Source organism: Actinoplanes sp. NPDC049802 (assembly GCF_040656595.1).
In the GTDB taxonomy this organism is placed as follows: Bacteria; Actinomycetota; Actinomycetes; order Mycobacteriales; family Micromonosporaceae; genus Actinoplanes.
In genome coordinates this window covers 43,013-69,869 of the sequence record NZ_JBFAMR010000037.1, presented here as the reverse complement: position 1 = coordinate 69,869, position 26,857 = coordinate 43,013, and the positions used below count along the sequence as shown (strand labels likewise).

10 protein-coding genes are annotated in these 26,857 nt (G+C 70.5%); 5 read left to right on the top strand and 5 right to left on the bottom strand.

Features of this window, described 5'->3' with window-relative positions; genetic code table 11:
- Positions 1–421 precede the first annotated feature (421 nt).
- The gene (locus AB0I88_RS24610; RefSeq protein ID WP_361028865.1) at positions 422–997 is read left to right on the top strand and encodes a TetR/AcrR family transcriptional regulator; all 576 of its coding nucleotides are present in this window, start codon (positions 422–424) and stop codon (positions 995–997) included.
- 28 nt (positions 998–1,025) lie between these two features.
- Entirely contained in the window at positions 1,026–1,697 is a 672-nt protein-coding gene (locus AB0I88_RS24605; RefSeq protein WP_361028862.1) for an enoyl-CoA hydratase-related protein, read from the top strand.
- A 235-nt stretch (positions 1,698–1,932) separates the two neighbouring features.
- Here AB0I88_RS24605 and AB0I88_RS24600 read toward each other — a convergent pair whose 3' ends face one another.
- Positions 1,933–4,638, bottom strand: a complete 2,706-nt coding sequence (locus AB0I88_RS24600; RefSeq protein ID WP_361028859.1) for an MMPL family transporter — start codon at positions 4,636–4,638, stop codon at positions 1,933–1,935.
- 171 nt (positions 4,639–4,809) lie between these two features.
- Between AB0I88_RS24600 and AB0I88_RS24595 the strand changes: the two genes are divergently transcribed.
- A complete protein-coding gene (locus tag AB0I88_RS24595) occupies positions 4,810–8,268 on the top strand; it encodes a PQQ-dependent sugar dehydrogenase (RefSeq protein ID WP_361028856.1) in 3,459 nt (1,152 codons plus the stop codon).
- A gap of 1,288 nt (positions 8,269–9,556) precedes the next feature.
- On the opposite strand, the gene AB0I88_RS24590 is transcribed toward AB0I88_RS24595, so the two are convergent.
- The 3 genes from AB0I88_RS24590 to AB0I88_RS24580 are packed head-to-tail and all read right to left on the bottom strand — an operon-like array spanning position 9,557 to position 19,283.
- Positions 9,557–12,124, bottom strand: coding sequence for an ATP-binding protein (locus AB0I88_RS24590; protein ID WP_361028852.1), 2,568 nt, complete (start codon positions 12,122–12,124; stop codon positions 9,557–9,559).
- Entirely contained in the window at positions 12,121–15,561 is a 3,441-nt protein-coding gene (locus tag AB0I88_RS24585; RefSeq protein ID WP_361028849.1) for a phospholipase D-like domain-containing protein, read from the bottom strand. Before AB0I88_RS24585 ends, AB0I88_RS24590 begins: the two co-directional genes overlap by 4 nt.
- Positions 15,558–19,283: an AAA domain-containing protein gene (locus tag AB0I88_RS24580; protein ID WP_361028846.1), complete on the bottom strand. Its 3,726-nt coding sequence runs from the start codon at positions 19,281–19,283 to the stop codon at positions 15,558–15,560. The genes AB0I88_RS24585 and AB0I88_RS24580 overlap by 4 nt, the downstream gene beginning before the upstream one ends.
- 217 nt (positions 19,284–19,500) lie before the next feature.
- Between AB0I88_RS24580 and AB0I88_RS24575 the strand changes: the two genes are divergently transcribed.
- Positions 19,501–20,769, top strand: coding sequence for a S1 RNA-binding domain-containing protein (locus tag AB0I88_RS24575; RefSeq protein WP_361028843.1), 1,269 nt, complete (start codon positions 19,501–19,503; stop codon positions 20,767–20,769).
- 274 nt (positions 20,770–21,043) lie between these two features.
- Here AB0I88_RS24575 and AB0I88_RS24570 read toward each other — a convergent pair whose 3' ends face one another.
- Positions 21,044–26,113 carry a hypothetical protein gene (locus tag AB0I88_RS24570; RefSeq protein ID WP_361028840.1) on the bottom strand — a complete coding sequence of 1,690 codons (5,070 nt, stop codon included), beginning with the start codon at positions 26,111–26,113 and terminating at the stop codon, positions 21,044–21,046.
- 199 nt (positions 26,114–26,312) lie between these two features.
- Here AB0I88_RS24570 and AB0I88_RS24565 point away from each other — a divergent pair, with 199 nt between their 5' ends.
- A complete protein-coding gene (locus AB0I88_RS24565; protein ID WP_361028837.1) occupies positions 26,313–26,777 on the top strand; it encodes a GNAT family N-acetyltransferase in 465 nt (154 codons plus the stop codon).
- Positions 26,778–26,857: the final 80 nt, after the last annotated feature.

Genomic DNA, 26,857 nt, shown 5'->3' with positions numbered 1-26,857 from the left:
AGGATGCGACTTTGCCAAGCGGCCGACCGCCGAGCTCAGCGTCCCGCCCCGACGCTTCAGCGCTTCCCTCCCATCCCCCGATCTCGCCGGATCCGGACGCCGCCGAGTCTGCGAACGTCATGCCGTGCAGTCGACCATTCCTAGGCGCCGGCGACGGCTCGGCCGGTGGCTCCGCGCCGTCGGCGCGAGAGTGTCCCGGCTGTGGTCACACATGTCAGTGGGTGCTGGTCTCGAAACCCCCGCGGAAACTCCATGGTCTATGCCTTGAGCCATAAGTTACTGGGCGGTAGCCTCGGTGGCGATCTGTTCCCCGAGGCCAGGGGTGAAGCGACATGCCTGAAGGTGAATGCCCTGCCGCGGGGCGTCAGGCGGCTCCGGGCGCGGCCGCATGAGCCCGCGCAAGAGCGACAGCCGTGATCGGATGATCATGAGTGCGGCCGCGTTGATGCGGGAGTACGGTGCCGGAGCCACCAGCATCGATCGGGTCCTCGCGCACAGCGGCGCGCCTCGTGGCTCGGTCTACCACCATTTCCCTGGCGGCCGGGTGCAGCTCATCGAAGAGGCGGTCACGCTGGCCGGGGACTTCATCGCCGGCTTGATCGAGGCCGCCACCCGGGCCGAGGATCCGCTGGACGCGGTCGACGCGTTCTTCGCGCTCTGGCGCGAGCGGCTGATCACCAGTGACTTCCGGTCCGGCTGCCCGATCGTGGCGGTGGCCGTGGAGGCCAACGACGAGGCGCCACAGTTGGCCCGGTCCGCGGCGGCGGTCTTCGCACGTTGGACGGACGCTCTGGCGGAGATGTTCGTCCGGCACGGACTGCCGGCGGAACGGGGAGGCAGGCTGGCCGCCTTCATCATCGCCGCGGTGGAAGGCGCGGTGATCATGTGCCGGGCGCAGCAGTCCATCGCGCCGCTCGAGGGTGCCGCCGCCGAGATCCATGACCTGCTGGTCCGTGCCCTGCGGGACGGGCCGGCCACGGTAACACCACCTGCATGACCATCCATCCATCTGCCAAGGAGTCGCCATGCCCCATCTCGACCGTCAGGACGACGTGTTCATCCTCGATATCGGTGACGGTGAGAACCGCTTCCACCCGGACTGGATCACGTCGGTGAACGCCGCGCTGGACGAGGTGGAGAAGGCCGGCGACTCATGCGCGCTGGTGACCGCCGCGACCGGCAAGTTCTTCTCCAACGGCCTGGACCTGGACTGGCTCGGCGCCAACCCCGATCACTACCTTCCGTACGTGGTGAGCGTGCACGAACTGTTCGCCCGCATGCTGGCACTGCCGGTGATCACCGTGGCCGCGTTGCAGGGTCACACGTTCGCCGCCGGGGCGATGCTCTCGCTCGCGCACGACTTCCGGGTGATGCGCGCCGACCGCGGCTACTGGTGTCTGCCGGAGGCGGACATCGACATTCCCTTCACCCGCGGGATGTCCGCGCTGATCCAGGCCCGCCTCACCCCGCAGGTGGCACACCAGGCGATGACCACGGCACGCCGCTACGGCGGCTCGGACGCGCTCGCCGCGGGCATCGTCGACCACGCGGCCGACGAGGAATCGGTACGCCGTACCGCCGTCGAGATCGCCGCCGCGCAGACCGGCAAGGCCGGCCCCACCCTCGGCACGATCAAGGCACGGATGTACGCGCCCGTTCTGCAGACACTGCGCGACCAGGACAACCCGCTCGGCTGACCAGCAACCCGGCCCGGCCGGCCGTCGTCGGCCGGGCGCCGATCCGAGGTCAGCATCCACGCGATCGGCCCGAACATGGTGTCGCAGAAGGGTGAACGGTGACGCCACCGGTCGAGAGCGCCTGCATGGTCGTTCGGCCTCCGGTCGCGCGACCCAGGCGCATCACCATGGCTCCTCGTCGACGATTCCGGTGCTGACGTTTCTCGAGCAGCGGTCGCGGCTCGGCCTGCGCGATTCACGAGCAGTCGATGTCAAGGTGGGCGAATCCTCGGCTTCTGAACAGCGCCCTGCCCTCCTTCTTGAACGGGTTGCCACAGTTGAGGACCCTGATGCTAGCCAGTTTCGGGTGGTCCAGGAGCGCCTCGACGTTCACGAGCTTCCGGGTGTCTATGACATCGAGCGCGACGAGTTCGGGAAGTGCGGCGAACACGGCACAGTCGACCTCGGCGCGTACGCCCTTGAGGCGCAGCGCCTCCAGCGTCGGTATGGCCGAGACCTTGCGGAAGGGAAAGTCGCGCCCGGTCGAGCTGAGTTCCAGGACCCGCAACGGCGCCCGGATGTGGTCGAAGACATCAACGTTCTTCGGATGGATCAGTTCCAGGTGGCGCAGCGTCGGCAGCGATCGCACCTGCCGCAGCACCGCCGGGTCGCCGCTGACGTTGGTGCGCAGACACTCCAGCGGCGGCAGCGGATCGATGACCTGTGGCAGGCGCGGCACCGTGATGAGACTGACCCACATCAGGGCACGAAGCCCGGGAAGGGCGACGAGGACGCGGGGAAGCTGATCGCGGTCATGCTCTCGAGGTACCTCTCGCCGCCGACGGCGATCGTGCCGGGGCTGTTTCCGTACGCGGAGCGAACCAACGGTCGTGCACCCGGCGCAGCGGGCCCGGCGCCCACCAGTCCAGTCGCCGAGAAGGCTCATGACGGCGGGCAGGAGCAGGCCGCGGACGACCGTGACGTCGAGCAGCAGCGCCACCGTCATGGCGAAACCGATCTCCTTGACCGCGGTCAGATCGCCGAGCAGGAAGCCGAGGAACACCACGCCGATGCAGAGGGCGGCGGCGGTGACCACCGGGCCGGACTTCTCGATACCGGCGCGGACCGCCCGGTCACCCTGATGGCGATCCCGCTCCTCCCTGATCCGGGCGAGCAGGAACACCTCGTAGTCCATCGACAGCCCGAACACGAACACGAAAAGCAGGACCGGTGTGGTGACGTCGATCGCGCCCCACGAGTCGAAGCCGAGCAGGGCGTCGCCGGCACCCCACTGGAACACGACGACCAGCGTGCCGAGCGTGGCGAGCAGGACCAGCGCGTTCATCAGCAGAGCCTTGACCGGGATCACCAGCGAGCCGGTCAACACGAACAGCAGCACCACCGTGGACAGCAGCACGACCAGCAGGGCGATCGGGAAGCGGGCCGCCACCGAGTCGCGGTAGTCGGCGAGTTCGGCGGCGGCGCCCCCGACCAGCACCGGGAACGAGGGGTCCAGGTCCCGGATCGCGCGCACCGCGTCGCGGGCCGACCGGCCCGCGGTCTCGCCCTCCGGCGTGACGTCGACGACGGCCACCGGCCCGGTGATGTCGGGGCGCGGCTGGATCCGCAGCACACCGTCGACCGTGTTGAGCGCATTCAGATAGTCACGGACCGCGGCGCCGGCCGGGTCGGCCTCCACGACCACGACGATGGGTTCGGCCTGACCGCCACCGAAGTGGCGCTGCACCGCCTCCTGCAGTCTGCGGGCCTCCGCCGAGGCGGGCAGAGCACGGGCATCGGAGTTCTCCAGGTTGACCGCGAACAGGAACGGCAACGACAGCGCGAGTAGACCGGCCGTGGCAGCGAGCCCGACCGGACCCGGCCTGAGCTGAGCGAACGCGGCGAGCCGGCCGAGCATGCCCGGCCCGGAGACGGTGCGGCGAGACGACGGCACGGGGATGCGGCGGTGCGCGACGGCGATCAGCGCCGGCACGGCGGTCAGCCCGGTCGCGGTGCCGAGGAGCACGGCGATCGCGCCGCCGAGCGCCATCGCGCCGAGCAGCGGTTCGGCGAACGCGGACAGGCCGGACATCGTCACGGCGACGGCGAGCCCGGAGATCAGCACGGTACGTCCGGCGGTCGCGGTGGTGCGGGCGATCAGCTCCGCCACGGGCGCCTCCGGCTCGGCGTCGCGTTCCTCACGGAACCGGGCGATCACCAGCAGGGCGTAGTCGACGGCGAGCCCGATGCCGAGCAGCGTGACCACGTTGACGGTGAACTCGCTGACCTCGGTGAGCGCGGTCAGCCCGAACAGGCCGAGCAGCGTCACCGTCACCGTGGCCAGCGCGGCGGCGAGCGGAATCAACCCGGCGACGAAACCACCGAGGATCAAGACCAACAAGATCAGCAGTACGATCAGCGCGACCGACTCGCCGAAAGCGGTGTCCGCGAGGGCCTGGTCGGCGAACGCGCGCTCGGCCAGCTTCTCGCCGCTGACCAGCACCTCAGGCGCGTCGATGCGGTGCAGCACGGAGGCGACCGCATCCTCCACCCGTTCCCGCCGGTCGTCCGGCAGACCCTCGTCCAGCTCGACGCGGATCATCGAACGCCGGTTGTCGGCGCCGATCTGTCCGCCCGGAACGCCGTACAGGTCCTCGACCTCCCGGACGCCGTCCATCGCGCGGATCTCGCCGGCGATCGCCGTGACGCCGGCGACCAGCGCCGGGTCCCACACGTCACGCCCGCCCACGACGGCGACGATCATCGGGCCCTCGGGCTGCAACCGGTCGACCCGTAGCTCGGCGAGCCGCGACTCAGCGTCCGGCCGCACGCTGCCGGTCGTGGTGAGCCGGTCGAAGACCGATCCGCCCAGAATCAGCCCGGCGGTGATCAGAACCAGCCAGACGCCGAGCACCACCCACCGGCGGCGAGCGCACTGACGACCGAGTCGAGCCAACATCATCGGGACATGCAAACACGAACGCCGCAACCCGATCGACGTGCATCAGCCGGACGTACGAGCAGTTGTGGCCGGTCGGCGGGCGGTCGAGTCGGACAGCCGACGGCCGGAGCGATCGGCATCCCATTAGGCTGCGTCAATATTTCGGCGTGATTCCACTGTGGGGGGAGAAGCATGCCCGTGCTTCGGCGTGCGCTCAATGGATTCGTCGCTCTGGCGACCGTGGCGGCGGTTTCGTCGTTCGTCGGCGCACCGGCCGCGACCGCGGTCGCGCTGCCGGCCGGCTTCCAGGAACAGATCGTCTTCAGCGGACTGAGTTCCCCCGTCGACCTGGAGTTCGCGCAGGACGGGCGGATCCTCGTCGCCGAGAAGGGCGGCCGGATCAAGGTCTTCGACGACCTCGCCGACACGACCCCCACGGTCTTCGCCGACCTGTCGGCCAACGTGCACGACCAGTGGGACCGCGGCCTGCTCGGCATGGCGCTGGCACCAGGCTTCCCCGCTGACCCGTACGTCTACGTGCTCTACACCTACGACGCGCCGCCCGGCCGGGACGCCCCGGTCTGGAACGACGTCTGCGCCAACGCCAACGACGGTCGCTGTGTGGTCACCGGCCGGCTCTCCCGGCTGCGGGCCGGCGGCAACACGATGACCGGCACCGAGCAGGTGCTGCTGCACGACTGGTGCCAGCAGTTCCCCAGCCACTCGATCGGGGACATCGCGTTCGGCGCCGACGGGATGCTCTACGTCGCCGCCGGTGACGGTGCGAGCTTCAACGCTGTCGATTACGGTCAGTTCCCCTCCGGGGCGCCGACCAACCCGTGCGCCGACCCGGTCAACGAGGGCGGGGCGATGCGCTCGCAGGACATCCGCACGCCGGCCGACGAGACCCAGTTGGACGGTACGCTGCTGCGACTCGACCCGGCGACCGGTGCGGCGGCGCCCGGTAACCCGAACATCGGCTCCGCCGACCCGGACACCCGCCGGATCGTCGCCAACGGCCTGCGCAACCCGTACCGGATCACCATGCGGCCGGGCACCAACGAGACCTGGATCTCCGACACCGGATGGACCACGTGGGAGGAGGTCAACCGGGTCGTCGACCCGACCGCGGGCGTGACCAACTTCGGCTGGCCGTGCTGGGAGGGCAACGCCCGGCAGCCCGGCTACGACAACGCCAACCTGCCCGTCTGCGAGGCCCTCTACACGGCCCCGGCCGGCACGCACACCGCGCCGTTCGTCGCCTGGAACCACGCCGGCAAGCTCGTCGCGAACGAGGCCTGCCCGACCGGCAGTTCGTCGTCGACCGGCGTGGCGTTCTACCCGACGGCCGGCGGCCCGTACCCGGCCGCGTATCACGGCGCCGTCTTCTTCGCCGACTACTCGCGCCGATGCATCTGGGCCTCACTGCCGTCCACGCCCGGTGCCCTGCCCGACCCGGCGAACCTGCAGACCTTCGTGTCCGACGCCGCCAGGCCGGTGGACCTCGAGGTCGGCCCCGGCGGTGAGCTCTACTACGCCGACCTGGGCGGCACCATCCGGCGGGTGCGCTACTTCCCGGGCAACCAGCCGCCGACCGCGGTCATCGACGCGACCCCGACGCAGGGCCCGGCGCCGCTGACCGTGACGTTCAACGGCACCGGCTCCACCGACCCGGACCCGGCCGACGAAGGGCGCCTGCGGTACGCCTGGGACTTCACCGGCGACGGGGTGACCGATTCGACCTCGGCGACGGCGACGTTCACGTACACCACGGCCGGCACGTACACCGCGCGGCTGACGGTGACCGACACCCTGAACGTCACCCACACCAGCACCATCGCCGTCACGCCCGGCAACGAGGCGCCGACCGCGATCATCGACACGCCGACCGTGGGCACGACCTGGAAGGTCGGCGACACGATCGGCTTCACCGGCCACGCCACCGACCCGCAGCAGGGCACCCTGGCCGCGTCCCGCCTCAACTGGAACCTGGTCATGCACCACTGCTCGGCACCGGACAACTGCCACGAGCACGCCATCCGGAGCTGGACCGGTGTGGCGTCCGGATCGTTCGAGGCGCCGGACCACGAGTATCCGTCCTACCTGGAGCTCGATCTCGTGGCCACCGACCAGGAGGGCCTGACGCACGCCGTGACACGCCGGCTCGACCCGAAGACGGTCGATCTGACGTTCAACACCGCGCCGGCCGGACTTCAGCTCACCGTCGGCCCGGCGTCCGGCACCACGCCGTTCACCCGGACCGTGATCCAGGGTTCGGCCAACTCGGTGTCCGCGCCGTCACCGCAAGGCTCCTCGACGTTCGCGTCCTGGTCGGACGGCGGATCACAGAGCCACGTCATCACCGCGCCCACGGCCGCGGCGACGTACACCGCGACCTACACGACAGCCCCGGTGCAGCAGCGGATCGGCCACACGGCGGTCGGCGCGTCGCTGGACAGCGGCGACATGAACCACATGAACGGCTCACGATTCGTCACCGGGGCCGACCCGGCGTCGGTCACGTCCATGTCGGTCTACCTGAAGTCCGTGCAGGCGGCGCCGAACAACCAGTACCAGCTCGCCGTCTACGCCGACTCGAACGGCTCGCCCGGTGCCCGGGTGGCCACCAGCGCGTCGGGCACGCTGACCGCGAACTCGTGGAACAGCCGCCCGGTCGCCGCGGCACTGGCGCCGAACACGGCGTACTGGCTCATGTACAACACCAACGGCGACAACAACCTGAGCTACGACGCCGGTACGGCCAACCAGGGCGCGTGGAGCGCCGCCACGGCGTTCGGCACCTGGCCGGCGACGTTCGGCCCGGCCAGCCGGTGGAACGCGAAGTTCTCCATCTATGCGACCACCGGCGCCGACACCACGGCACCGCGGGTGACCGCCACGATCCCACCCGGCGGCGCCACCGGGGTGGCGGTGAACGCGCCGATCACCGTGCGGTTCAGTGAGGGCCTGGCGGCCGGCACCGTCACGGCGGCGAACCTGGAGCTGCGCGGGCCGGACGGCACGCTGATCAACCGGACCGTCACCTATGACGCGGCCGAGCAGGCGGCGACGATCACGCCGTCCGCGGCCCTGGCCGCCACCACCCGGTACACGGTCACCGTCCGTACCGGGGTGACCGACGGGGCGGGCAACGCGCTCGCGGCCGACCACCAGTTCTCGTTCACCACGGCCGACCCGGGTGCTCCACGGCTCGGGCACGACCAGGTGGGCGCCCTGCTGGATTCCGGCGGCATGAATTACATGAACGGCTCGAGGTTCGTCAACGGCGCGTCCGCGCTGACGATCAGCCAGATGTCGGTCTACCTCAAGAGCGTTCAGGCCGCGCCGGCCAACCAGTACCAGGTGGCGATCTACACCGACGCCGGCGGCTCGCCGGGCACGCTGGTCGCGTCGAGCACGTCCGGCACGCTGACCGCGAACTCGTGGAACAGCCGTCCGGTCGCCGCGACACTGGCGCCGAACACGGCGTATTGGCTCATGTACAACACCAACGGTGACAACAACATGAGCTACGACACCGGCAGCGCCAACCAGGGCGCCTGGAGCGTGCCGCGTCCGTTCGGCACCTGGCCGGCATCGTTCGGCACGTCGTCGCGCTGGACCGCGAAGTTCTCGATCTACGCCTCATGACGCTGATGGGGGCGGGTGTACGCACCCGCCCCCATCAGCCAGAGACCAGCGTCACGACCCGGCTCATGCTCGCCGGCGTGTCGAAGCCCGTGAGCCTCCGCATCCTGATCATCCATTCAGCAACGGCGAGACTGGCGGCTGTGGACGTTCGGTCCGTCGCGTGGTTCGTGGAATCAGCCTAAGCTTTCGAGAACCCTGACCTTGGAGATCAGGCTGATCCCGGGAGCGGCCATGCTGTCGGTTCACCTCCTTGGCGAGCTGGAGACTGTTGTCGACGGCCGGCCTGTCGATCTGCCCGGCATCAGGGCTCAGACCCTGATCTTGATTGCGGTCAGCGGCCCTGGGGGCATCACCAGCACCGACCTGGAACGAGCGATGACCGGTGCCGGCCGCAGCGCGGAGAAGAGCACCCTGCATCGCAGGGTGACCGAGGTACGGAAGGCGCTCGGCGGTCAGGTTTCGCAGCACGCCGACGATCAATGCTATCGACTCAAGTCCGGATCGCGCATCATGGTCGATTCGTGGGATTTCACCGACGGTGTCGCACTCCTCGCGTCGAGACCGGAGCATCCGGACCCGGCCGAGGTGGACCGGCTGATGGGGCTGTGGCGCGCCAACCCGCTTCCGGATCGGAGCAGCCCGGCATGGCCGGCGTGGCGAGCCGTCACCGACGGCCACGACCGGCTGGTGGCTGTGCTTGAGAACTGGCAACGTGACCAACTGGCACAGCTGTCGGGGTTGCAGCGGTACGCCGCCCTCTTCCCCGAGGACTGGAGATTGCAGAAGCTGGCGGGCACGCTGTCCGGCAAGCCTCGGCTGCTGGTCGTCGAGGACCAGGTGATGGACGAGATCGTGCTGTTGCTGAAGGACGATTTCGAGATCGTCCAGGCGGTGAGTTACCGCGATTTCGCCCGGCTCCGCGATTCCGGGGCGCTGCACACCGTCCGGGCTGCCCTGGTCGATAAGCACATCGAGTCGGAGAGTGACAGTTTCGGCACGACGATGGTCGCGACCTACCTGCAGCGGAACACCGAGATCCCGGTGACCCTGATGTCGGTCGACGTCGACTACTCCAGTAACAAGCAGGTCGAGATGTGCCTGAAGTACCGGTTGTCGGATGTGGTTCGCAAACATCACAACGGAGGAATCAACGCCGGAATCATCGATGCGGTTCGCGCGATGGTCGACGACAGCCCGCGCGGGTGGTGCCAGCGCATGCGGCGCTGGGTGGAGTCGGTGGCCTTCTCCGTCCAGGACGAGAGCCTGATGGGACAGGACAACGCGAAGGTCAAGGAGTGCCAGGCGGACCGGAACCGGGTCGTCGCGCTGCTGGAGGGTGGTCCGCTGGAGCAGGCCGAGGCTGCGGTACGTGACTTTCGGCAACGGTGGGATCCGTCAGCCGGGGCAGCCAGACGCTGACCACACCGCCCTGTCCCGGTGTGGCCGAGTTGCTGATTTTCAGGACTCCACCGAACCGCCGCAGCATGCCGGCGGTCAGCGAAATGCCCTGGCCGGGGCCGTTGTGCAGGCCGACCGGGTTCCAATCTCGTTCGGCGGCGTCGACGGCCCCCATCACACGGCCGAGTTCGTCGTCGGTGAAGCCGGGGCCGTTGTCGAGCACCTCGACCACGACCAGTGCCCCAGCCAGCCGCACTTGCCGAGGTGCGGACTCATCGACGGTGCGGACCGATACCTGGATGCCGGGTGGCACCCCTGGACGGCGTGGTGCCCTGCTCAGGGCCTGGGCCGAGTTGATGATCAGATTGCGCAGCGATTCCTGCAGAAGAGCGGGGTTGGCCCGTACCCAGCAAGGCGGGCCGGTCGGCCGCGGCGCTCGTACGCCGTCGGGCAGTTGCCATTCGGTGGTGCCGATGAGACCTTCCAGCAGCTTGGTCATCTCCACCGGTTCGAGGGGAGCGAGGGCACTCCAGTACAGGTCGACGTAGGTGCCTCCGCCGAGGCCCCGAACCCGTTCCCGGACCTCACCGAGCCGTTCCCGGATCGTCTCGTCGCCGATGTCGTCCATGGCCCGGTCGAGTTTGCTGATGACGCTGAGCACGTCGTTGTCGAGCCGGTGACCGATGAGATGGGTGACCCGGGGACCGAGCATCGCTGCTGTGGTGTTGTGCTGTCGCAGGACCTCTTTCTGGATCGCCTCCACCATGGAGCGCATGCGTTCGGTCGCGGTCGGCCCGAACGGGTCCCGCAGGACTGCGACCAGGCCGGGAGGCGGCGGCCGGTAGGCCCGCCCGGTGCTGTCCCCGGCCAGCAGTCCGTTGTCCGCGAGCAGGTCCAGAGCCACAGCGATCGTCGTCCGGTTGACCAGCCAGTCGGTGCCCAGGCCGACAAGTCCCTGTGCCCGGAATTCGGCCAGTAACGTGTCCGCCGTGATGGTGGACCCGTCGGCGGGGCCGTGCAGGACCACCCACAGTACGGCCTGCGCCAGGACGTCCGCCGCCAGCGGCCCGAACACGGCGTCGCGGATCGCGGTCCGTCTGTCGGCGGCGACCCGGCGGAGAACGCCGGCGTCGATGGGGCTGGGTTGCCCGGCGTCACGGCTGGCGGCGATCAACCCGGTCAACATCTGCACGAGTACGGCTGGGTTGGAGGCGAAGTCGTACATGAGCCCGTTGAGCGCGGCGGTATCACAGGTGAGCCCGAACGCGTCGATGATCCAGGCGAGGTCCTCACGGGCCTCATAGACCAACCCGGGTGTGAGCACATCGGCGGGATCAAGCTGCGGCAGCAGTATCCGCAACAGGTTGATCCGGCGGTCTGCGGCCTCGCCCGCCATTCCGTCCACCGGTGCGATCAACCGTAGGAGGGTGGAGACGTCCAAAGCGGCGACGCCGTGCCGGGGAGCCCGGGGAGTGGTCATGACCGGGCGTAACCATACGAGCGGCCGTGCCACCACCTCGGCATCCGGCGGCTCATCGGCCTCACTCACCCATACCGTCATGCGGCCGGTGAAATGCTCGATTCCGATCATCCGGCTGTCGGCGAAGTCGACGAGCACCCCGAAGCCCGGGCTGTTACCGGCGGGAAAGGCGTCACCGGCGGTACCTTCCAGGATCCCGGCCAGGGCCGCACCGAGATCGGTGACGACGTCCGCATCCGTCTGCATCGTGACTGCGGTGAGCGCCTCGACCAGTCGCTGGGCGGCGACGTCCGAGGCGTGTGGGCGGTAGGCGGCAAACTCGGGGGGCGCGGTCCACTTCTGGGTGTACCAGGCCAGTACATCGGCCGCTGTCCGTTCGCGCCACGGCCACTGCCAGCGGACCCGCCGGACGGCGAGCGGATCGGTGGCGCCGTTGAGCAACGAGGTGGCGACACCGAACTCACCCCGCCGGACTGTCTGGGGGGCGTCGCCAGGCAGGCGTTCCGCGCGACGGTCGTCCAGGATCCCGGCGATGATCCGGGCGCGTTCGTCGAGGAGTCGCTGCGCCTGCGCCCGGTCGTGGCCGGCCAGTTCGATCGCCGCGGCGCCGTCCTCGGGTGAGAGGCCGACCTCGGCCGCCCGGGCGTTCAGGTCGGTCCAGGCTCGTTCGACGTCGGCGACGGCCGCGGCCCGGGACAACTCGAGGTCGGATTCGAGGCGTTCGAGGTCGTCGTCACCGAGGATGTCCGCGGAGTCCAGCACTTCGATCAGCAGCATTTCGGCCATCGAGTACCGGCCGTCGGCGATGATCGTGGTGATCCCCTCCGCGAGGTGGACCGGGTGGGCTATACCGTCCAGCAGGAGATCCACAGCGGTGCTGAGCTCCGGCCGATTGCCCCCGGCGAGTGCGGCCGCGAGCTCCGGGTAGCGCCAGCGATCGGCGGAGAGGGCGATCAGGTCGAGGACGTCGGTCGTCATGCGTTCGGCCCGGCTGTCTCGTCCGAGCGCAGCTCGGCCCATTCCTGCAGCACCGTCAATCCCTTCAGGATCTCGTGGACGAGCCGTGACTCCGGGTCGGCAGACCTCTCCGCCTCGGAGAACAGCGCGGGTAGTTCCTGTTTCACGACGACGGCCAGTGTCCGGGCGGCGTCGAGGTGCTTGGCTGTGTCGGTGTCGGCGAGCAGGTCCGCGTCACCGGTCTTGTCGTAGATGGCGACGAGCGCACGTACGTCGTTGGTGATCGTGGTGAGCTGGCGTATCAGTTTTCGCCGGTGGTCGCCGTGAATCGGTTCTTTACGGCTGTCCACCGCACGGCTCGCGTCGTCGATCAGCCGGTCGAGGTCTCTGCCGGTGGGGATCGCCGCACTCAACCGCCCGGCGATCTCGCGGATGTCCCGGCCGCGGACCCGGACGGCCAGCTCTGCGAAGATGCCGGGTTTCGTCTCGTCGAACAGTTCGCGCAGGGTCCGGGTGCTGTGCATGTTGGCCATGGGGGCGTGCGCCGCCCGATCCAGCGCGACATCGAGACCTTGCCAGAGTTCGATCTGCTCGGTCAGTTCCTCGCGACGGTCCAGGCGCAACCGGATCTGGGCGAGCGGAAGGGGCCGGTGGTAGCTGGCGTCGGCGTAGGCGAGGGCGGCTGCCGCGAGCGGCTGCCAATCCGGGCCGAGCCGGGCGCGATGCAGGTCGAGGAGCATCGCGACGTCAGGATCGCCGTACATCAGCACCCGATCCAGCGCCGCGGCGAGTACCGCGGTGACGACAGGGCCGTCGGCGGCCGTCATCGCCGGTATCGTGGCGGCCAGCACCTCGCCGTACGGGGTGAGGCCACGGGCCGCGGCGACCAGGGTCAGCTCCGGGGCCGGCCGGAAGTCACCGTCGGCCGGAGCACGCAGGAGCGCCGCCTCCCGGTACCGGCCTTCCGTCCACAGATCTTCGACCAGCCACTGCTGCCACCTCGTCATGCGCCCGGGTGGCGCGGTCGCGGCATGCCTGCTCAGGCAGAACGCCGCGGTCACCCGCAGCAGCGGCCGCCCGGAACTTTGGGCCAGCCTGTCGAGGACGTCCCAGGGGGAGACCGCGTCGTGGCCGAGTTGCCCGGCGATCGTCACCGCTGGATCGTCTCCCCGCGAGACGGCGGTGAGTATCCGCTGCGCGATGACGAACGTGGGGTCGTCGCCGGCGGCGAGAAGGTGTCTGACCGGGGCGGCCTCGGTCACCGCGACACCTGCCGAACGAGCGACGCCGTCCGCGGCGGCCCGGCCGGAAAGCCGGACACCGACCTCGCTGTGCTGCTGGTGCGCCGGCATGGCCTGGTAGGCGCCGTCGAAGGAGAGGAAGTTGAAGCTGGTGACGACCGCCTCGTCGTCCCAGACCAGGATCTTCGCGTGGTTGGCGTCGCGGATCACCCGCAGGCGCATCGGATGCTGCGCGGCCAGGTCGAGCAGGGCCTGCTCGGTCGCTGTCGGCGTGTTCGAGAGCGCGCCGCCGTCGGGCTGGAGCAGTCTCTCTTTGTCCTCCGGCCGCCCGTAGCGGATGGTGATGGCCACGCCGCGGGCTGCCGCACGTTTGAGGGCGTCCAGCATCCGTTCGTCCACCACCCTGCCGCTCAGCTGGTCCGAGGTGATCACGAGACGTTCCCGGGCCTGCCGCAAGGCGGACCACAACAGGCGACGGTGCTCTCCGTCGATCACCACCGAGGCTGCGGGGTGGGTGCGGCCCTCGATCTGATCCGTCATCTTCCCGGCGAGGTCCCGCCAGCCGCCCGCCCACATCTGGGCTGCCAGGATCGCAGCGTCGTCGTCGCTCTCGTCCGGGGTGTCCGGGACGGATGGGTACCGTGGTAGCCAAACCGACTCCGGATCGGTGCCCCTCGGCGCCAGCGGCGCGAAGTCCTGGCCGGTGACGAACATCAGCTGACTCATCTGGTATCCCGGAATCGCCGTTCGCGCCCATCGCAGAAGTTCCCGGATCACCTGGCTGCCGCCGTTGCCGCCGGCCGCGGCCGGAGCCGTCAGCCGGACTCCTGTCTCGTGCTGCGGAACCGCCCGGCTGAGCATGTTCCAGCTGGTCAGTAGAGCGGCCCGGTCGTCGGCTACAACGATCTTGGCGTGTGTCCGGACGGCGGTGTCCGGGGCGAGGAACCATGGTCCGGTGGGCGCCGGGTCCGGTACGGCCGCCGGGTCCGCTTCGTCGTCGGCGAACTCCATCAGGGTACGGGCACCGGTGCGCAGCACGGTGTCGTAGAGCAGCCCCTTCACATCGGGGTCCAGCTTGCTGTCGGACCTGATGCCCCACAACAGGACGACGCGCACGTTGTTCTTCAGCGCGGTCCGCAGCTCGGGAACCAGCGCCTGCAGCCCCTTGTAGCTGATCCACGGGCAGGCTATGACCAACTGGGTACGCGCCGAGCGGATGACCCCGGCGATCGCCGGCAGGTGCTCCGGGCCGTTCAGCACCTCGCAGGTGACCTCGGACTCGACCCGCGCGTCGATCATCCCGCGCAGCTGCCGGTAGTCGTCCGCCATCAGCCGGTGGGCCCGGCGTCGCTGCCCGGCCGGGGCGTCCACCGCTTTCGCGGCCTGATCGGCCAGCCGCTTGACAGCCCGGGTCAGCGTGGGCGCGGCAAGCAGCCCGGGTGCCAGGAGTCTGCGGAGCGCCTGGACGAACGGGTCGTCAGGACGGCTGGTGACCAGCCGTGTGAGCTGCGCTGTAGCAGCGACCCGGTAGGTTTCCGGCAGCAGGCTGTCGATCACCGAGACGCTGATCTCGTCGTTGTCCGGGTCGACGGCGGCCTGAATCTCCACGGGCAGCCAGCGCCGCCCGCCCGCACCGGTGAGAGTCTCGGCTCGGTACGCGCCGAGCACCCGGCGAGGGCGGGTCGGGACATGCCCTCCGTCGTTCTCCGGCGGTGGTGGCGCTTCCTCCTGGGCGAGGCCCCGCTCGATCGCACGGAGCAGGTCGGCCTGCTCCGCGGTGTCGATCCGGATCGGGCTGTTCTCCACCGGGACGGCCAGACGGGGTTTGCCGTCGTAGCCTGGCCGGGAGGCCGGCATCACGTAACCGGACAGCTTGTCGATCATGACTAGCCGCTCGTCGATGAGGCTCTCCGCACTGCGCAGCTGCGCGAGCTTCTCGTCGGCGATGCTCTGCGCGACGTCAGCGGTGACCTCGAGCCCGGCATAGGCCTTGACCAGCCGCAGGTATCCGGTCCGCCACAGGTCCTGTACCACGTCCAGGGCCATCCGGCGGCTGAGGCCGAGAACCGCGCAAAGCGTCGGCAGGGTACTCGCGCCCGCGTGCACCGCTTTGAGTATGACCTGTTCCACCGGGGTCAGCGTCTCCTGGTAGCCCAGCCGGACCCGGATCTTGGCGGCCTCACACGGCACGTAGACGGTCAGCTTCTCGCCGCTCACGACAGCTCCCCGGTGGAGTCGTCGTCCACCGGCCCGGCCACCAGACCGGGTAGATTGCCGTACAGCTCCTCGGCGGACAGCCGGACCCCGTAGAGCTCGACGGCACGGCAGACGTCGGGCCAGAAACCGGTGTTGCGCGCGTAGTGGTCGAACCGGCCGATCAGTACGAGCTGCCGCCGCGCCCGGGAGAACAGGACGTTCACCAGCTGCCGCTGAGCCAGGTGCCCGAGACCGCCGCCCGGTGCCACGACGCCGGTCCGGCCGCGGCGTGCCCTGTCCCTGACCAGGGACACGATCACCATGTCAGCCTCACGGCCCTGGAACGCGTGCACGGTCGACAGGTACGGCCGGGCCTGGCCCACCCCTTGCAACAGCCGCATCTGTTCCCGGTACGGGGTGAGCACCGCCAGCGGATCAGGCCCGTACCCGCCCTTGTTCGCGACCGGGAACGGATCGAGATCCTCCAGGAACCGCCTCACCAGCGCCGCCTCGCCCGAGTTCGACCAATACGGCTCGTCATGACAGGACGCGATGCCGGCGGTGTCCAGCCACACCAACGACTGCTGATCCAACAGGCGAGGCCGCTTCAGCCGTATCGGGGGAGTCCGCTTGGTGACGTCCTCATCGATGTAGGTCGCCAGGTCACCGATCGGCAGGCCGTCCGCCGGAGCGACCGGTGGCTGCTCCGCGGCGGGGTAGAAGACCCGGCTGACCAGTTCGCCGATCGGCTCACGCATCCGGAACTGCGTCGACATCCGCGTCAACGGCAACTTGGGGTCGGCCGGTCCTTCGAAGAGCGTGCCGAACAGGTCGAACCTCCGCATGTAATCGATCACCTTGTCCGGGGTGATGGCGGCCATCGGGGCGTTCGTGTCGGCGGCGCAGGCGTCCAGGAACCGTTTGAGGTCCTGCCGGCGATGCGCCGGCAGCTGGAAGTGGTCCCCGATGAGAGTCCACCGCTGCCCGCGTAGCAGCGGCATGACCACCTCCGTCGGCCACGCCTTCGCGGCCTCCTCCACCACCACCCAGTTGAACACCGACTGGGTGGTGGGCGACAGCAACTCCGGCGCGGACGCCGCACAGGTGGCGAAGACCAGGTTGGCACCCCGGTGCAGGCGGTCGGCCAGTTCGGGTACGACCCACTCCTCGGTCTTCTCTCCCGAGAGCATCCGGGACCACTCGCCGAGCACCGCGACCAGCGGTCCGGGCATGTCCGATTCCGGTTTCTCCGTGAGCCGGTCGACCCGGGCCCTGACCTCGGCGGTCAGCCGGACCGCAGCGTCGAGCCGCCGCCACGGGCGGACCGCGCGATCGACTCGCTCCTGAGCGGCCAGGCCGCGGGTACTCACCCGCAGCGCGAGCGGGCGCATCCGATCCTCGGTGACGTGCTGGATCGGGCGCCCCGTATCGTCCATCTCGCCCAGTTCCCGCAGCACCCGCATGGCCAGGTTGTCCAGGGCGAAGTTCGACTGAGCCGACACCAGGATCCGGGCGGTCGGGTCCCGCTGCAGGTAGGCGGCGATAGCGGCTGCGGCCACCCGCGTCTTGCCGGTCCCAGGGGGCCCCTGCACCGCGGAGAACGGCTCGCACACGAGAATCTCCTGAACCACCTCCCGCCCGCCGCCTTTCAGCCCGGCGCCGGCCTCCTTCCAATGGTGCGCGAAGGTCCGGATCGTGCGCGGACGGCGCAGGTACTCCTGAAGATGCCTGGCACGGTAGAGCTCCAGGCTCGCGGCACGTTGCCGGTCCAGGCTCTGCTGACTGCCCCGATCGTCGGCGGGCCGGATCCAGCCCCTCTTCGGCAGTGGCTGCTCGCCGGGTCTGCGGCGTAGCCGTACCCGGTCCTGACCCTCCTTGCTCTCGACATGGGCCCGGCTGACCCATCGGCCGGGCCGCCCGTTGCGGTCCTCGAGCACGTCGACCTCGGAGTCGCCGTCCTCGTTCTCCAGAGCACCGAAGAAGACCCCGAACTCCGGGCGCAAAGCCGGAGTCGCCGCGTACTTGACGAAGAGAGCCGAACCGACGATGCGGTGCTGGTCACGTTGCGCGTCGTAATGGACCAGGACGGTGGAGCCGTCGGCGGGTTCGGCGACCTCGAACGGATATGTCCGCGCCTTCAGCTCCACCTCTTGAAAATCCAGGAGCCAGTCGATCGCCTCCCGGAAACCCAGTTCGTCGGGTGAGGCGGTGTCCACCGGCCGGGTCGCCTCGACGAGAACCTTCCAGGACGGCGACCGGGCGATCCGGCGGGCCATGTACGCGCGATCGACGTCGATAGCCCGCAACTCCAGATCCGGCACCAGCCGGGCCGAGGTCCAATCCAGCTCCCGCAGTTTCTTCTCGTTCACCGCCAGATCGAGCCGGGCGACGTACCGGATGATCAACGCCTGCTCGGTGTGTGTCTCCATCGCCCCGTGCTCGTCCCTGGGCCGGTAGTAGTCGCAGAACCATGCCAGGTCCGTGCCCCGGATCACCTGGGTGGCGGTGATGGTGCTCGCCCGGGTACCACGTACGAACGGCTCGGCCCCGAACGGCGAGTACGTCATGTAGGCACCGCGCATCTCGGCGGCGATGTAGGCCGCCAGCTCCTCACGCCCTGAATCGGTCTCCGGGTTCTGCTTGACGAACCCCCACCGGTGGATGGTCTCCGAACTCTCCACCGGCATGAAGACCATGAGGTGTTTCCGGGCGGCGACAGGACCCTCGATGTCCGTCATGATCCGGTCGTAGGCGCTGCTGAGACGGCCGAGCACCTCATCCGCCGACGGCCGGTCGTCGGCGTCGTCAGCCAACATGGAGGCCAGCAACCCAGCCAGATCGGGCGGAACCCGGGTGTCGTTCAGCACCGTCTCGCGCAGGTACCGGGCGAACGTCCGGGAAGCCCGATAGCCCAGCCCGGCAGTCTTTCGATCCACCGTCCCGCCTGGCCAGGCGGGACGGTGTTCCGCCGGAAACGGCCCGAGAAACCACTCCCAGACGACCGCGGCCAGCCCGTACACATCCGACTGCGGGCTCTCCACCAGGTTCGCCTCGGCACCGAGCAGGAACGCGACCCGCTCCGGCGGAGCGTAGGTGAGGTCCCCGCCGAGAACCTCACGCAGTTCACCGGGATCAGCGGTGCTGTCCACCGTCGTCCGGAACAGGTCGAGGATCAACGAGCTCAGCTCGAAACGCGCCAGCCGTAACTGCCCCCCGTCGTGGACGTCGATACTGGCCGGCGACACACTGCGGTGGCTGATGCCGAGGAAATGCAGCTCGGCGAGACCCTCCGCCAGGGACCGGAACTGCCTTACCGCCTCCGCCCGCTGGGCCTGGTACCGGTCGATCTCCGTGGACCCGGCACACCGCTCGCTCCCGCGGGTGGCGACGAACGCCATCCCTCCCGGCACCTGCGCCTGCTGGGTCATCGTGTCGTCCAGGTATCCGCCGTCGAGAACGACGGGAAGCGCGGGATGCGAAGTGCCCGAAGCCCTCAGCAGCGATCGGACGTCCTGTTCCCAGAGCAGGCCGCCCAGCTCCTCGATGCCGAGAAAGAGCTGGATGTCGACTGTCCGCATGGTGCGGTCCAGCAACCGCAGGCGATAGATGCGGCCGGGTGCCAGCTCCTCCGCCTCGACCGGCTCGTCCTCGTCCTCATCACCCGAGCGGTACGGCCCGAACTCCGCGTCCGGGCCACAGAGGAATCGTTCGACGAGCCTGACCGCATCCGCAGTGGAACCCACATCGCCCCCAGCCGCTCAAAGTACGGCGAGCGTACGCGTGCTTCCCGTGACCGGAAACCCACCGGGAGTGCGGATTCTCCGCTGAGTTCGGCATTGCCGCGCAGGCGGAAATCAGCCGCGAATCAGCTCGCCGTCCATGTCGAGGGTCCCCCGAACGAGGGTTGAGTCGAGTCCATGAAGGTCTCGGCTGGCGAGACCGGAAACGGAGTGAACGATCATGAGCGACCTGCACCTCCTCCGGGACGAGCGGCCGATCGAAGGCCGGCTGTTCTTCGCCACCCCCTGGGGGAAGAAGGAACTGCCGGACGGCAGCGTCTTCGACTTCGACGCGTTCTACGAGAACGAGTTGAAGGCGACGGCCGAAGCGGCCGGGTTCACCCCCGTCCGGGCGGACAACATCTACGGCCCGCAGTCGGTGATGACACCGATCTGGCGCGGCATCCAGCAGGCCGAGATCGTCGCCATCGACTTCACCCTGCGCAACCCCAACGTCGCGATGGAGTACATGATGGCGATGCTGATCGGCAAGCGGTGCGTCTACCTCACCCAGGACCCCGACGACATCCCGACCGATGTACGCGGAAGGCTGCGGTACATCCGATACAGCGATCGCTACCAGGACGTTAGCCGGATGCGTGAGGAACTGCGCAACCAACTGGTCGCCATTCGGTCCGAGCCCGCGGTCGAGATGGCCCTGGTACCGATGGCGGCTGGCGGGACCGACCCGGTGCCCGCCACCGTGATCACCGTGACCTCCGAGTTCGCCGTGATCGAGGCGAGCGGCGGCAGACGGGGCGTGCTCGGCAACGCCGATGTCGACTACAACCGGATCGTGCCCGACATGACACGGCTGTACTCGATCGGCGACAGAGTCACCGGTGCCTTTGACGTCGATACCGGCGGCGGCATGAAATACACCCTGCTCGCCGGCATCCCGAACCCGTGGCCGCGACTGCGCACCGAATTCCCCTCCGGCACCACGATCAGCGGCCTGGTCCGCCGGACCCGCGACGGCATCGGAGCGTTCGTCGAGGTCGGGTACGGCATCGACGGCCTGATCCACGTCTCGTCGCTCGCGGGCCGCGTCCTCACCGCCGGGGATCAGGTGGTGGCCAGCGTGATCAGGGTCGACTCCGACCGGCGAAGGATCTCCCTCGCGCTGGACCGGGTCGTTGCCGCCACCGGGCCGGTCACCCCCTCCGAGACGCTGGGCGACGGCCTCGCCGACCTCCGGCCGGGCCAGAGGCTCGAGGCCGAGATCGTCAAGGTGGTGCGCCAGGGAGAAGGCGGATACCTGCTGGTCCAGCTCCCGTCGCGGCGCAAGCCCGCGATGCTGCACTCCTCGGCGATGACCCCGGCCCTCCGCCAGGACCTCGCGAAGGACGACGTCGAGGCGGGCGAGATCCTCGATGTCGAAGTGTTGCGGATCGACGCCACCCGGGACCGCGTCACGGTCCGTGACCTCCCGGAGTCTACGCCCTCGTGAACGGCGCTGCGGCGATCGCGGCCGGCGTGCCGCCCCGCGATCGCCGCGGCCGCCCGGGCAGGGGATACGGATCGCCGGTCCTGGCACGGCCCGGTTGCTGGTCACCCTGAGCGACCGCCAGTTGTTGATCGTCCGTACCAGGGCTGCGACCGCATCCCGTCGCCGCTCGAACCGTAGGCCCATCCGGCAGGCACTCCGCATCCCAGAACGCTGAGCCGGTGTTCCGTCGATGTCCAAGGTTTGCCGCTTCCAGCGGTCCGGGCAGTGGGCCGCATCAGGATGCCGATCGCTGTGGCGTGACCTGAAGTGCGATCACACCGCGCTCGGTGCCGGCGACGACGTGCCCACCCCGTCCGGCGACCGCCAGGATCGGCGTGTCGAGCACGATCCTCCGCTCCGGTTCGGTGCCGACACCACCGATCAGCAGCGCCGACCCCGCCGCCAGCGCCAGCCGCCCGGCGCCGAGGTGGGCCAGCCCGCTGACCGCCGTGCCGACGCGGACCTCGCCCGGGTGTGCCACCGGGCGTTCCCGCCGTAGCGACCAGCGGCGATGCCGTGCCACCGCCAGATTCCAGGCACGGACACCGCCGGCGGCGTCGGCGGTGACCGCCATCGGATGTTCGCCGACCTGGCAGATCGCGACGGCCGTGACGGCGGCGGTGTGCCCGGTCAACGGCTCGCCCAGCGGCCGCCCGGTGGCCAGGCTCCACAACCGGACGGTACGGTCCGCGCCGCCGCTGACCACGATGTCCGTCTCGTCGAGTCGCCCGACCGCGACGCAGGTGATCGCGCCGGTGTGCTCGGTCAGCGGCCCGCCCCGGGGGAGCCCGGTCGCCGGGTCCCACAACCGCACCGCGTGATCGTCACCGCCGGTGACCACCACGGGTTCGCGGTCGACGTGACCGACGGCCACGCACGCCGCCCCGCCGGGATGCCCGGCCAGCGGGTCACCGAGCGCCCGGCCGGCGGCGAGGTCCCACAGCCGGACGGTGCGGTCCGGCCCGGCGGACACGGCGACGCTGCGACGGTCGATCTCGGTCATGGCGAGTGCGGTGACCGGGCCGGTGTGGCCGGTCAGCACCGCCCCCACCGGCTGCCCTGTGCTCAGGCTCCACATCCGGACGCAGCGGTCGGCGCCGCCGGAGACCACCACCGCGACGCCGTTCAGGTCGCCGATGGCCACCGCGCCGACGGCGTCGCGCTCGGCGGTGGCGTACTCCAGTGGCGTGCCGGTGGCGAGGTCCCAGACCCGGATGCTGTTGTCGTGGCCGCCGGCGACGACGACCGGGGCACCCTCGCGCTCCACCACGGCAACCGCCCGGACCCCACCGCTGTGCCCGGTCAGCGGCTTGCCGACGATCTTGCGGGTCGCCACGTCCCATACCCGTACGGTCCGGTCCTCGCTGCCCGACACCAGTACCGGCCGGTCGTCGATCCGGGCCAGGGCCAGAGCGGTGACCGTGTCGTAGTGCCCGGTCAGCGGCTTGCCGAGCGGTTCGCAGGTGACCAGGTCCCACAGGCGCACCGTGCTGTCGGCGGCCCCGGAGAACGCGATCTGCCGCCCGTCGACCTCACCGAGCGCCACCGCCCAGATCGTCCCGGAGTGGCCGCTCATCGGCTGGTCGACCAGGCGGCCGTTCTCCAGGTTCCACAGCCGCAGCCGCTTGTCGCGTCCTCCCGAGACCGCGATCGGTCGATCGTCGAGCCGGCCGACGGCGAGCGCGGTGACGCCGCCGCTGTGACCGACGCCGTGGTGCAGCTGCGTCATGGCGTTCAGATCCCAGACACGTACCGTGTGGTCGTCGGCGCCGGACACCGCGACCGGCTGGCCGTCGATCTCGGTCAGCGCCACCGCCCACACCCAAGCGCCGTGACCTGTCAGCGGCTCGCCGAGCGGCCGGTGCTCGGCGAGATCCCAGAGCCGCAACCGGTGGTCGGCGCCGCCGGAGACGACGACCGGACGGCCGTCGCGGGTGCCGTTCGCGATCGACCAGACCGCGCCGGTGTGGCCGGTGAGCGGCCGGCCGATCGGATGGCCGGTCAGCAGGTCCCACACCCGTACGGTGTGGTCGGCGCTGCCGGAGACCACGACCGGTGTCCCGTCGAGGCTCTGCGCGGCCAGCGACATCACCGCGTCGCTGTGCCCGGCGAACGGCCGGCCACCGTGCCCTGGCAGGGCCGAGTCCCACAACCGTACGGTGTGGTCGTGACCGCCGGAGACCACGACCGGCCAGCCGTTGACGTGTCCGAAGGCGACCGCGGCGACGCCGCGGGTGTGCCCGGCGAGCGGCTCGCCGAGGGTGCGGCCGGTGGCCAGGGCCCACACCCGGACGGTCCGGTCGTCGGAGCTCGACAGTACGACCGGTGTGCCGTCCAGTTCGGCGAGGGCGAGATCGGTGACCGCCTCGGTGTGGCCGGTCAGCGGAAGTCCGATGGGGCTGTGGCTGCTGACGTTCCACCGCCGGACGATGCCGTCCCGGTCCGCGGAGACGGCCGTCGGCACCTCGTCGTGAACGGCGACGACGATCGCGCTCAGCGGCGCGTCGTGTCCGCTGATCGGTTTGCCCAGCGGGGCGCCGTCGGTCAGATCCCAGACCCGGATGGTGGTGTCGTGCCCACCGCTGACCACGATCGGGGATCCGTCGAGCTCACCGAGCGCCACCGCCGTGACCGCACCGGTGTGCCCGGTCAGGGGTGGGCCGACGGGGCGGCCGGTGCACGGATCCCACCGGCGGACGGTGCCGTCCCGGCCGGCCGAGACCAGCCAGGTGCGCCCGCCGACGGTGCCGAGGCCGAGCGCGGTGACGCCACCGGTGTGCCCGGTAAGAGGTTCGCCGGCAGGCGAGCCGGTGTCCAGGTCCCAGACGCGGATCGTCCGGTCGTCGCTGCCGGAGACCGCCACCGTACGGTCACCGGCCCGGCCGGTCACGACGGCGGTGACGCTGGCGGTGTGGCCGCGCAGCGGGCCGTCCATCGGTTCGCCGCTCGCCAGGTCCCACAGCCGCAGAGTGTGGTCGTCGGCGCCGGTGACGGCCACGTCGGCGCCGGCTCGCCGGCCGACCGCGGCGCACAGCACGGCGCCGGTGTGCCCGGCCAGCGGGCGGTGCGGAAGATCCACATGCCAGGACGACCACCGCGCCGACCACGGCCGCGGAACCTCGGCGACGGCGTCGGCGAGGGCGGTCGCCCCACCGCACCGGGCGGCCAGCTCGAGGTAGGCGGCGTGCGTACCCTCCGTGCCCACACCGAGGTGCTCCTCGGCCCGGCGGTACGCGTCGACCGCGGCCCGGGCGGCCTCACTGCGGGCCGCCGGCAGCGCGGCCACCACCTGGGGGTGGGCCGCGGCCAGCAGGAAACCGACATCGGTGAACAGGTCGTCCGCGTCCTGCCCGGCGGCGGCGTGAGTGATCAGATGGGTTCGGGTGTACGCCTGCGCGTCCGCCCAGCCGGGCCCCTGCCCGGCGGTTCGCGGCACCGCGGCGCGCAGTGCGCCGGCGATGGCGTGGTGGTCGGCCGTCTCGTCGCGGCCGGCGCGCAGGCACCCGGCGAGGGCGGCGTGGCTCAGCCGGTACACGGACTGACCGTCGCTCAGATCCTCCACGACGTACCCGGGCACGGTGTCGCAGAGCCAGCGCAGGTCGTCGTGCCCGTACCGCTCGCCCGGGTGCAGGGCCTCGGCCAGCGCGGGCCAGGTGTCCTCCCACGGCAGGCCGTTGCCCTGGGCGTACGCCAGCGGCAGCAGCAGCGCCTTGGCCCGGGCGGCCTCGCTTCCCAGCCGGCCGGACAGTTCGGCGTCAACGGCCGCGTCGAGGTCATGGGGCAGCGCCGCGTGCCACTGCGGGTCGGCGAGGGAGGCGAGGCTCGCATTGGCGGCGACGGACGCGGCGACGATCCGGGCGGTGAGGAACGACGGTTCGGGCCCCGCTGCGATCGCCTCGGCGGCCCGCGCCCGGAGGGTCGCGTCGGCTGTCGCGAACAGCCCGTCCGGAAGCGCCCTCCGCAGTTCCTCGCCCGCCAGTTCGCGGACCGCGTCGCGATCGATGTACTCCTCCGCGTCCAGGTCGACGATCCGCGCCTCGGCGCCGAACAACGGCAGCAGTTCATGGCGTACGGCGAGCAGCGCACGCAACCCACCGTCAGCGGCCGCGAGCAGGGCCGACACGGCGCGGATCAGTTCCGGCGGGTCCACCGCCTCGTCCACCCCGTCGACCACGACGGTCAGTGGCCGGCCGGCGTCGGCGCGGCCGTGGTACGAATGGTGTGGTGCGCCCGCGCCGGTGGGCCCGGCCTTCGGTGCGGCGGTGATCCGGGCCACCACGTCGTCGACGGTGCGGCCCTTGGCGTCCAGCCGGAGACCGGGACCGGCCGCCGCGCCGCCGATGGCGTGATCCGTGCCGGCCGCGGCCCGCAGCAGTGCCGACTTGCCGGAGCCCACCGCCCCCGCGACCACCAGAAGGACCGGCGCGTCCCGGCCGGCCGCCAGCCAGCCGGTGACGGCGGCGAGGGCCGCGCGGCGGCCGATGAACCGCGTCGAGGCCGCCGCGGTGGGCGTGTGGCGGGGATTCGGCAGGGTCACACCCGTCCCGCCGGCCGGCCCGGCGTGGTGGTGCGTGACGGCCAGATCCGCTGCGCGGGTGTCCACGGCCGGGCCGTCCGGGGCGCCGGTGGGCACCGGCGCCCCGGACGCGATCTCGTGCGACAGGCCGGCCCGCAGCGTACGGACGATCCCGGCCAGTGTCAGCACCGGTTGGGTGGGGCCACCGCTGGCCGGCGACATGGCGGCACGGGCGAACCGCACGGCGAACGGCGAGGGCGCCGGAGCAGAGGCTCCCGCGTCGTCGCCGGTGTGTACCGCGACGGCCGGGGTGACGGCGAGGACCACCTCCAGTACGGCGTCGGCCGCGACCCCCGCCGGCCCGGCACGCAACCGGGCCCGCACCGCCCGCGCGGCATCCTCCGGGTCACCGCGCACGTCCAGCAGGAGCGCGAGCCGGCGTACCGGGGTGTCGGCGAGCAGCGATGCCACGATCCTTCCCAGCCGCACACCCGCCCGCTCGCCCGGCGGATCGGGCAGCAGCAGGAGGTCGTCCTCGACGACGGAGGCACGGGCCGCGATCGTCACGACCAGGGTGTCGCTGCCGGTGCACTCGCCGGCCAGGTCACGCAGTTGCTCCCCCAGCGTGTTGCCGAGGGTGAGGATCGGCCCTTGCCGAAAACCGAGGGACGTGGTGAACAGCGCACCCACCGCGTCGCCGTCGCCGCTGTCGTCGCTGGGAGCGACGGCCTCCACGACCGTCACCAACAGCCGCGCAGCGTTGTCCGGCATCGGAGGAACGGGGGTCATCGGCCACCTCCATCGCGCACTGGAACACCCGAAATGCTATGTTTGTTACGCCCCTGAGGGGTGCGAACCCTCTACCGGCACGCTCCGTGGCCGCCCTTATCCGCGAAATCATCACGCCGGGGCCCGGGCCGCGGTTCTGGAGGACCCCTTCGGCGCTGAACCACTGGACTCACCGGATCCGACCGTTCGGGTGCTGGACATGCCGGTCATGCTGCGCCCGGCCGGAGCTGTCCAGGACTGCGGTGCGGCCGTGCATGTCGCTCGAGTCTCGGATCCCGACGAGCTGGCCACCGCGGAACGGACGATCGTCGAGGGCTTCCCGGTCTCCGCTCTGCGGCCCTGGCGCAAGGGGGAGGGGCTGCCGGCACGCGTGCTGAACGTCCCTGGCCACTTCGTCTGGCTCGCCCGGCTGCGGGGCCGGCCGGCCGCCGCCGGATGCACCTTCGACGACGGCGGTGTCGTCGGGGTGTACTGGCTTGCGACCTTGCCCGGGCACCGCTCGGCGGGCCTCGGCCGGGCGATCATGACCAAGGCCCTCGCCGCCCATCCCGGCCGGCCGTTCATGCTGACCGCGACGGAGGCCGGACGGCCGCTGTACGAGTCGATGAGCTTCCGGGCTGTAGCGACGACGACGTGGTACATGCGACCGGCCAGGACTTCCTGAACTGCCGCATGACCGGCAGTCACCCGCCACGCCGGTGCCTGCCATCAGCACCGTCCCACGCCGCCGCATCCTCCTCGCCG